The 8,824-nt window shown below is 71.0% G+C and carries 8 protein-coding genes; 1 reads left to right on the plus strand and 7 read right to left on the minus strand.

Annotation, left to right across the window (positions count from 1 at the left end; translation table 11 throughout):
- Positions 1–219: 219 nt before the first annotated feature.
- The 7 genes from QOL99_RS12090 to QOL99_RS12120 all read right to left on the minus strand — a co-directional run bounded on the left by QOL99_RS12090 (position 220) and on the right by QOL99_RS12120 (position 7,270).
- On the minus strand, positions 220–1,014 hold the full coding sequence (locus tag QOL99_RS12090; RefSeq protein WP_285524151.1) for a Cof-type HAD-IIB family hydrolase: 795 nt from the start codon (positions 1,012–1,014) through the stop codon (positions 220–222).
- 45 nt (positions 1,015–1,059) lie between these two features.
- The gene (locus QOL99_RS12095; protein WP_285524152.1) at positions 1,060–1,947 is read right to left on the minus strand and encodes a PhzF family phenazine biosynthesis isomerase; all 888 of its coding nucleotides are present in this window, start codon (positions 1,945–1,947) and stop codon (positions 1,060–1,062) included.
- Positions 1,948–2,068: 121 nt separating this feature from the next.
- Complete coding sequence (gene asnS / locus QOL99_RS12100; protein ID WP_285524158.1) at positions 2,069–3,406, minus strand: asparagine--tRNA ligase; 1,338 nt, start codon at positions 3,404–3,406, stop codon at positions 2,069–2,071.
- Positions 3,407–3,563: 157 nt separating this feature from the next.
- The gene (gene tpiA, locus QOL99_RS12105; RefSeq protein ID WP_285524153.1) at positions 3,564–4,316 is read right to left on the minus strand and encodes a triose-phosphate isomerase; all 753 of its coding nucleotides are present in this window, start codon (positions 4,314–4,316) and stop codon (positions 3,564–3,566) included.
- Complete coding sequence (locus QOL99_RS12110) at positions 4,313–5,482, minus strand: phosphoglycerate kinase (protein ID WP_285524154.1); 1,170 nt, start codon at positions 5,480–5,482, stop codon at positions 4,313–4,315. The genes tpiA and QOL99_RS12110 overlap by 4 nt, the downstream gene beginning before the upstream one ends.
- 79 nt (positions 5,483–5,561) lie before the next feature.
- Complete coding sequence (gene gap, locus QOL99_RS12115; RefSeq protein WP_285524155.1) at positions 5,562–6,557, minus strand: type I glyceraldehyde-3-phosphate dehydrogenase; 996 nt, start codon at positions 6,555–6,557, stop codon at positions 5,562–5,564.
- 155 nt (positions 6,558–6,712) lie between these two features.
- Complete coding sequence (locus tag QOL99_RS12120) at positions 6,713–7,270, minus strand: YceI family protein (RefSeq protein ID WP_285524156.1); 558 nt, start codon at positions 7,268–7,270, stop codon at positions 6,713–6,715.
- 128 nt (positions 7,271–7,398) lie between these two features.
- On the opposite strand from QOL99_RS12120, the gene QOL99_RS12125 reads away from it, so the two are divergent.
- A complete protein-coding gene (locus tag QOL99_RS12125; RefSeq protein WP_285524157.1) occupies positions 7,399–8,811 on the plus strand; it encodes an aspartate kinase in 1,413 nt (470 codons plus the stop codon).
- Positions 8,812–8,824: the final 13 nt, after the last annotated feature.

An 8,824-nucleotide genomic window follows, 5' to 3' on the forward strand; every position in this document is an offset into this window, starting at 1 on the left:
AGCGGCGAGGCCAGCAGCCGCTCGACCCCGCCCGCCACCACCCTATCCGCGCACCCCGTCGCCAGCTCGGCGGCGAGGGGGCGGCGCAGCTTGTCCCTCAACTCCGTGACCGTCGCCATCCGGGAGGCAGGCTACCAGAGGGGGCGATCCACGTTCAGTAACGGTGGGAGCGGGCGGCCGTGGCAGACCACGTTGATCTCACCCCACCCCTCAAGATCCCTACAGCCTCAGCGCCAGCTCGACCGCCTCCAGCAGCCCGCCCGCGTCCACATGGCCGACGTGCCAGCGCCCGGCTGCCCGCGCCTCGGCGTCCGCGTTGCCCATCGCCACCGGATGCCCGACTACCCGCATCGCCGTCACGTCGTTGTGCCCGTCGCCCACCATCATCACCCGCGAGAGGGGCACCCCGTAGGCTTCCGCCACCCGCGTGACCGCGCTCCCCTTGCTCACGCCCGCCCGCGTCACCGACACGAACAGCGTGTCCGGCATCGCCGGGCTGCCCGCCGGGTGCAGGTCCAGTCCCCCATGCGGCTCGGCCTGCACCCCCGGCCCCTCGGCGTGCGGCACCACCCACTGCGCCCGCACCCGCGTGCCCGTCAGGGCCTGGGGGGACTTCACCTCGTAGGGCAGCCCCAGCAACTCCGCGTGCCGCCGCGCGAACTCGCCCGGCACCGTGAACCCGTAGTCCCGGTCGGTGTACACCTCCAGCAGCCGCCCGGTCGCCTCCGCCCGCGCCAGCAGCCGTTCCAGCCCATCCTCCGGCAGGCCCTCGCTGAGGCTCTCACCGCCCCCCACGTTGACCACCGACGCCCCGTTCTGAAAGACGTGCCAGCCATCCGGGTCGAGCCTCCGCGCGTATCCCAGCGCGTTCCCGAAGGCGGGCCGCCCGCTGCACAGCGCCACCCGCATCCCCCGCGCCCGCGCGTCGGCCAGGGCCGCCCACACGTCCTCCCGGACCGTGTTGTCCGAGCCGATCAGGGTTCCGTCCACATCCACGCACAGGAGGCCGAGCATCCGGGCAGTGTACGCGGGTTCACCCGCTCCCGTTTGGCGCGGGCCTCAGCGCCCCGACGCCCATTCCCCCTCGTAGTTCAGGACCGCGCATCCCCCCACCTGCACGTCCCGCACCCGCTGCCCTTCGACCGTGACCTCGACCTCCACCTCGCCGGGGGTGCCCAGGCTGTGGCCCTGGTAGACCACCCCGGCTGCCCGGCCCGACCGCACCGGCAGCGCTCCCTCTCCCGCCAGCAGCGCGAACAGCGCCCCACCCGCGCTGCCCGTCACCGGGTCTTCCGGAATCCCCACCGCCGGGGCAAAGTCCCGCGCCGCGAACCGCCCCACCCCGACGGGCGCGTAGGCATACACGCTGCTGACCTCCAGCGCGTCCGACAGCCGGTGAATCTCCACGAGGTCCGGCTCCATCCCGTCCAGAATCAACCGGTCGATCACCGGCACGAACACGCTCCACAGCCCCGTGCTCGCCGCCGCGAGGGGCAGTCCCCGGTGAATCATCCGCTCGTCGATCCCCAGGGCGGCGGCCAGCTCACGGCGGACCTCCCGCCCCACCCGGCGCGTTTCCGGCGCCCGCTGCGCCATCCAGACCCGGCAGTCGCCCGCCGCGCCCCGCTCCAGCCGCAACGGCACCCGGCCCACCAGCGTCTCCAGCGCGAGCGCCTCGCCCCCCCAGCGGCCCTCCTGTGCCAGCCGCAGCCCCAGCGCGACCGTCGCGTGCCCGCAAAAGTCGATCTCCTGCGTCGGCGTGAAGTAGCGCACCCGCGCCGTCCCGTCGCCCATCCGGGTCACGAACACCGTCTCCGGCACCCCCAGAAAGGCCGCCAGCGCCTGCATCTGTTCCTCGGTCAGCCCCTCCGCGTCCAGCACCACCCCCGCCCGGTTGCCGGAGCCCGGCGTGTCGGTAAAGGCGCTCACTTCGCAGTACGCGATCATGGCTCGACTTTAGCGCACCGCCAAAACTGCAATGCGGCAAAAATTTCACGACCAAGCGTATCGTGAACACTTTCACTTGTGTGCCACGGAGAAAGCCGGGGTGGTCCCCGGCCCAGCCTCTTCAGGGGGTCATGCGGGTCAGCATGCGCGGAAAGGGAATCGCCTCGCGGATGTGGTCGATACCGGTGATCCAGGCGATCACCCGCTCCAGCCCCATGCCGAAGCCCGCGTGCGGCACGCTGCCGTACCTGCGCAGGTCGAGGTACCACTCGAAGGCGTTCAGCGGCAGCCCCTCGTGTTCGATGCGGCTCCTGAGCAGGTCGTAGTCGTGGATGCGCTCCGAGCCGCCGATAATCTCGCCGTAGCCCTCGGGGGCGATCATGTCGTCGCACAGGGCCAGCCGCGCGTCCTCCGGGTCGGGCTGCATGTAAAACGCCTTGATCGCCGCCGGGTACCGCTCCACGATGACCGGGCGGTCGAAGTGAGAGCCCAGGATCGTCTCGTGCGGGGCGCCCAGGTCGTCGCCCCACGCCACGGGCTGCACGTCCGCCTGCACGTTGTCGGGCAGGTCGCCCGCCTCGATATGCCCCCGCACGATCTCCAGCGCCTCGGTGTACGTGACGCGCGGGTAGTTCCCCTCGGCGGCCCCAGCCAGCCTCGAAACGTCGCGCCCCAGCAGCTCCAGTTCTGCCGGGCACTCCTCCAGCACCCGCCGCACGATAAAGCTCACCAGCCGCTCCTGCAGGGCCATGTTCTCGGCGTGGTTGCCCGGCGCGACCTCCGGCTCCACCATCCAGAACTCCAGCAGGTGCCGCCGCGTCTTGGACTTCTCGGCGCGGAAGGTCGGCCCGAAGGTGTAGACCTTGCCAAAGGCCAGCGCACCTGCCTCGGCGTGCAGCTGGCCCGTCTGCGAGAGGTACGCCTTGTCCTCCCCGAACAGGTCGATCTCGAACAGCTCGGTCGTGCCCTCGGCGGCGTTGGGCGTGAAAAAGGGCGCGTCGAACCGCACGAAGCCCTCGCCGTGAAAGAAGTCCACCACCGCCCGCTGCACGCAGTCGCGCACCCGCAGGGCCGCCCAGGGCCGCCGGTGCCGCAGCCACAGGTGCCGCTGGTCAAGCAGAAACTCGATCCCGTGCTCCTTCGGCGTGATGGGATACTCGCCCCGGTTCTCCGCGACGGGGGAGAGGTCCCGCACCGCGAGTTCCACCCCGCCCGGCGCCCGCTCGTCCGCCCGGACCTCGCCCACCAGCGTGACCGCCTGCTCCTGGGTGAGCCGCTTGGCTGCCCCGAACACTTCTTCGGGCACGTCATTCCTGAACACCGTCGCCTGCACGAAGCCCGTGCCGTCGCGCAGTTTCAGAAACTGGATCTTGCCCTTGCCGCTCTTGTCGGTCAGCCAGGCGTGAACGGTCACCGTCTCGCCCACATGCTGCCGCAGGTCCCCAATGCTGCTCGTCAAAGTCACGAGGGGAAGTATAGGGGCGAGACGGTGACCCCCTGAAAAGGGAGAGCCGATCCCAGGCAGGCAAAAAATTCACGACCAGATTTATCGTGAAACTAATCACTTGTAACTGCAGCAAGAAGGGGAGGCGGACCTCCCCATCCTCTCACTCCAGCTATTCCAGCGCCGCCAGCATCCCCAGCACGTCCCCTACCCCCAGGCTCGCGCCGCCGACGAGCGCCCCATTCACGTTGGGCTGCCCGCAGATGGACGCGACGTTGTCGGGCTTGACGCTGCCGCCGTACAGCACGCGCAGGCCGTCCGCGAGGTCGCCGTACCGCTCGCGCAGGGCCCCCCGGATGGCCGCCGCCAGTTCCTCGGCGTCCCCGGCGGTGGCCGTCCTGCCGGTGCCGATGGCCCAGACGGGTTCGTAGGCGACCACGACGCGCTCGTCCACGCCCTCCAGGCTGCCGCGCAGTTGCGCCAGCGTGTACGCCACGTGCTCGCCGCGTTCGCGCACGTCCAGGCCCTCGCCCACGCACACGATGGGGGTCAGCCCGTGCGCCTGCGCCTGCCGCGCCTTGGCCGCCACGGCCGCGTCGGTCTCGCCGTGGTACTCGCGGCGCTCGGAGTGGCCCACGATGACGTAGGTGCACTCGGCGTCGCGCAGCATCGCCGCGCTGATCTCGCCCGTGTAGGCGCCGGACTCGTGGGCGCTGACATCCTGCCCGCCGATGTCCACGCCGCCGGGCAGGGCTTCCTTCAGCCCGTAGAGGCTGATCGCCGGGGCCATCACCGCCACCTCGGCCTTGCCCCGGCGGTACTCCCCGGCCAGCTCACGGCCCCAGGCGCGGGCCTCGGTGGGGGTCTTGTTCATCTTCCAGTTCAGGGCCAGCAGCGTGCGCGGGCCTGCAGGTGAAGCGGTCATTTCATCGCCTCCACACCGGGCAGCGCCTTGCCTTCCAGCAGTTCCAGGCTCGCGCCGCCGCCCGTGCTGATGTGGTCAATCTGTTCGGCGCGGCCACTCTGGTTGATCGCGCTGACCGAATCACCGCCACCCACCACCGTGTAGGCCTGATTCTTAAGGCCCGCGACCGCCGCCGCGACCGCGTTCGTGCCCGCCGCGAACGCCCCGAACTCGAACACGCCCATCGGGCCGTTCCAGAAGACCGTCCTCGCGCCCCGGAGCGCCTCGGCATACGCCCGCACCGTATCCGGGCCGATATCCAGGCCCATCCAGCCGTCGGGAATCGCGTCGGCGGGGACGACCCGCGTCGCCGCGTCGGCGGCGAACCGGTCGGCCGCCACCGCATCGGTCGGAAGCATCAGCTTCGCGCCGTACCCGTCCAGCAGCCCACGGGCGTACTCCACCTGATCGTCCTCCACCAGGCTGCCCCCGATCCTTCCGCCCCGCGCCTTGATAAAGGTGAACATCATCCCGCCGCCGATCAGCATCCGGTCGACCTTGGGCAGCAGCCGCTCGATCACCCTGATCTTGTCGCTCACCTTCGCCCCGCCGATGATCACCACGTAGGGCGACTCGGGATCTTCCGTCAGCCGCGAGAGGGCCTCCACCTCGCGCTGAAGCAGCCGCCCCGCCGCGTGCGGGAGCAGCGCCGCCACCCCGCTCACCGACGCGTGGGCGCGGTGGGCGCTCCCGAAGGCGTCGAGCACGAAGGCGTCGCCCAGCCGGGCAAAGCGCCCCGCCAGGCCGGGGTCGTTCTTCTCCTCGCCCGCCTCGAAGCGCACGTTTTCCAGCAGGGCGACCTCGCCGGGCTGCAACGCCTGCACCGCCTCCAGCGTCTCGTCACTGCCGGGCAGGCTGGCGATGAAGCGCACCGGCCGCCCCAGTTCCTCCTCCAGCACGGGGGCGACCGGAGCGAGACTGTACTTCTCCTCCGGGCCGTTCTTGGGCCGCCCGAAGTGGCTCATCAGCACGAGGCTCGCGCCGCCGTCCAGCAGCTCACGCAGCGTGGTCAGGCTCGCCGTGACGCGGGTGCGGTCCTGCACCGCGCCGTCCCCCACCGGCACGTTGTAATCCACCCGCACCAGGACGCGCCCGCCCTGGACATTCAGTTGCTCGAGGGTCTGCATATGTTTCTCTCCTTGAAAGCTTCGGCCGCCAGCCGTCAGCCTGGCAAGCTGAGTGCTGACGGCCGACCGTGGGGCGGTTTTAGACGCCCTTCTCCTGCACCAGTTCCACCAGGTCCGCGATGCGGCTGGAGTAGCCCCACTCGTTGTCGTACCACGAGAAGAACTTGACCAGATTGCCCATCGCCATCGTCAGGCCGCCGTCGATGATCGCCGAGTGCGGGTTGCCCACGATGTCCTGCAGCACGATGGGGTCTTCCGTGTACTCGATGATCCCCTTGTGGCTGCCCTCCGCCGCCTGCCGGAACACCGCGTTGACCTCGTCGGCGGTCACGTCGCGGCCCAGGATGACCACCACGTCGCTGATCGAGCCGACCGGGGTGGGCACCCGCAGCGAGGTGCCGTCGAAGCGGCCCCTGAGCTTGGGGTACACCTGCGAGACGGCCTTGGCCGCGCCCGTGGAGGTCGGGATGATGTTCACGGCAGCGGCGCGGGCGCGGCGCAGATCCTTGTGCGGGAGGTCCAGCACGCGCTGGTCGTTGGTGTAGCTGTGGACGGTGGTCATGATCGCCTTCTCGATGCCGAAGGCCTCGTCCAGCAGCTTCATGGGCGCGCCCAGCGAGTTGGTCGTGCAGCTCGCGTTGGAGATGATGTGGTGGTTCGCGGGGTCGTACTCCCCCTCGTTGACGCCCAGCACGATGGAGAAGTCCTCGTTCTTGGCGGGCGCGGTGATCAGCACCTTCTTCGCGCCGCCCGCGAGGTGCTTGCCCGCGCCCTCGCGGTCGGTGAAGATGCCCGTCGACTCGATCACGATGTCGGCGCCCAGCTCGCCCCACTTGATGCTGGCGGGATCACGCTCGGCCAGGGCATGGACCCTCTTGCCGTTGACGGTCAGGCTCTCCTCGTCGTACTCCACGGTGCCGTTAAAGCGCCCGGCGGTCGAGTCGTACTTGAGCAGGGTCGCCAGCGTCTTGTTGTCGGTGAGGTCGTTGATCGCCACGACGTCGATGCCGCGCTCGACCAGGATGCGGAAGACCAAGCGCCCGATGCGGCCGAAGCCGTTGATGCCTACTTTCATGGTGATGCCTCCTCGTGAACCGGCGGCCGCCCGCCCCTCGCGGACGCGCCACGCCACCCACAAATGTAACCCACCCCCGCCGGCCCGGCCCGGGTGAGGGCTCGACGCCGAAGGAAGGGTGAACCTGGGGAGAGGAGGCCGCCCGACCGCCCGGACTACGGCGCCGCGAGGGTAAAGGTCACGCCCACCGTCACGCTGTCGCTGCTGCCGGGGTAACGCACGCCGAAGTCGGAGGGGTCGAACTTGAACTGGGTGCTCACCTCCACCCGCCCGCCCCGCAGGGTGGCCTTGATCGGCACCGTCAGCGGCCGGGTGGTCGCCTTGACCGTCAAGCGCCCGGTGGCCGTGGTGTCCAGGGTCTGCCCCTCCAGCAAGCGCCCGCCCGTCAGTCCCTCCAGCACGAAGGTGGCGTTGGGGTAGCGTGCGGTGTTCAGCGCGACCTCACCCTGCGCGTGCCGGTCGCGCAGGCCGATCCCGGTCTTCAACGCGCTCAGCGGCACCGTCACGCGGCCCCGCGTCGCCGCGAGGTCGGCCGGGTCGAGCTGCACCTGCGCCGTCACGCCCGCGATGGTCCCCCGCACCGTCACGACCCGCACCCGGTGCTCGAAAGTCGCGTTGCCGCCCGCCGCCGCGTAGGGCCGGGGCGCGGCGACGGCCAGCCCTGCCAGCATCAGTCCCAGCAGTCCCGCCGCCACCCCGCCTGAGCGCGTCATGCCCCCATGCTGCCCGCGTCCCGCCGCGCGTTCTGTAGCCCTTCGTGGAAAGTCGCGGAGAGTCCGCCGCCCGCGCCCCTTCCCCCCCGCCTCATCCCCGCCGGAGCGGGCCGTATCATGCCCCCCATATGGCGCATTCCCTCCTGGTGATGAAGTTCGGCGGCACCAACATGCAGGGCGCGGCGGCGATCCGCCACAGCGCCTCCCTGGCGGCCCGGTCCACCCGGGGGGGCGTGAGGGTGGTCGTGGTCGTCTCCGCGATGGCGGGCGTGACCAACGGGCTGCTGCGGCTCGCGGAGGCCGCGCAGGGCGGCGACATCGCCTCCGCCAACGACGAGATCGCCGCGATGCGCACCCGCCACTTCACGGCCGCGCAGGACCTCGGCGCGGCCCCCGACTCGGCCGCCGTGCGCGAGATCCGCGAGCTGCACGAGACGCTGCGGCAGGCCGTCTACGGCGTCTACCTCCTGCGCGAACTCACGCCGCGCAGCCGCGACCTGATCGTGGCCTTCGGCGAGCGCCTCTCCGCGCCGCTGATGGCCCTGGCGCTCTCGGGGCAGGGAATCCAGGCCCACCACCTCACCGGGGGGCAGGCGGGGATCATGACCGACGCGCATTTCGGCAACGCCCGGCCCCTCCCCGGCAGCTACGAGCGCACCCGCGACCGCCTCGGCGGGCTGCTCGACGCCGGCATTACCCCGGTCGTCGCGGGCTTCATGGGCGAGAACGAGGAGGGGGCGATCACCACCCTGGGGCGCGGCGGCACCGACTTCTCGGCCACCATCATCGGCAAGGCGCTGCACGCCGACGAGGTCTGGGCCTGGAAGGACGTGGACGGCGTGATGAGCGCCGATCCCCGCGTCGTCCCCGACGCCCGCAACATCGAGCGCCTCAGCTACGGCGAGGTGATGGAGCTCGCCTACTTCGGGGCCAAGGTGCTGCACCCCCTCGCAGTCACGCCCCTGCAGGAAAGCGGCATCCCCCTGCGGGTCAAGAGTGCGGCCGACCCCGACTTTCCCGGCACGCTCGTCGGGGCCGAGCCGGACGGGGACGCCGCGCACCCCGTCAAGGCGGTCACGGCCATCCGGGGCGTCAGCCTGATCAACGTGACCGGGGCGGGCGTCCTGGGCGTGCCCGAGGTCGTCGCCAGCCTGTTCGCCGCCATCGCCCGCGAGAACATCACCCTGCTGATGGTGTCCCAGAGCAGTTCCATGAGCAACGTCTCGCTGGCCGTCCAGAGCGCCGACGCCCGCCGCACCCTCGCGGCCCTGCGCGGCGGCATGACGGGCGAACTGAAGGTCGAGGAGCAGCCCGGCGTGGCGGTCCTCGCCATCGTGGGGGCCGGGATGCGCGGCCAGAAGGGCGTGGCGGCCCGCCTCTTTTCCGCCCTCGCCAGTGAGGACGTGAACATCCTGATGATCAGCCAGGGCTCCTCCGAGCTGAACATCAGCGTCGCCATCGACGCCGCCGAGGTGGACACGGCCACCCGCGCCGTCCACGCGGCCTTCGGCCTGGGCGAGCGGGCCGGGGCACCGGCCTAGCCCCGCCTGCGCC

This window comes from Deinococcus rhizophilus (genome assembly GCF_030271215.1).
GTDB classification, from domain to species: domain Bacteria; phylum Deinococcota; class Deinococci; order Deinococcales; family Deinococcaceae; genus Deinococcus; species Deinococcus rhizophilus.

Excerpts from the sequence above, each read along its gene's own strand:
- QOL99_RS12090 (WP_285524151.1), bottom strand. The coding sequence starts at position 1,014 with ATGCTCGGCCTCCTGTGCGTGGATGTGGACGGAACCCTGATCGGCTCG.
- QOL99_RS12095 (WP_285524152.1), bottom strand. The coding sequence starts at position 1,947 with ATGATCGCGTACTGCGAAGTGAGCGCCTTTACCGACACGCCGGGCTCC.
- tpiA (WP_285524153.1), bottom strand. The coding sequence starts at position 4,316 with ATGACCGCTTCACCTGCAGGCCCGCGCACGCTGCTGGCCCTGAACTGG.
- QOL99_RS12110 (WP_285524154.1), bottom strand. The coding sequence starts at position 5,482 with ATGCAGACCCTCGAGCAACTGAATGTCCAGGGCGGGCGCGTCCTGGTG.
- gap (WP_285524155.1), bottom strand. The coding sequence starts at position 6,557 with ATGAAAGTAGGCATCAACGGCTTCGGCCGCATCGGGCGCTTGGTCTTC.
- QOL99_RS12120 (WP_285524156.1), bottom strand. The coding sequence starts at position 7,270 with ATGACGCGCTCAGGCGGGGTGGCGGCGGGACTGCTGGGACTGATGCTG.
- QOL99_RS12125 (WP_285524157.1), top strand. The coding sequence starts at position 7,399 with ATGGCGCATTCCCTCCTGGTGATGAAGTTCGGCGGCACCAACATGCAG.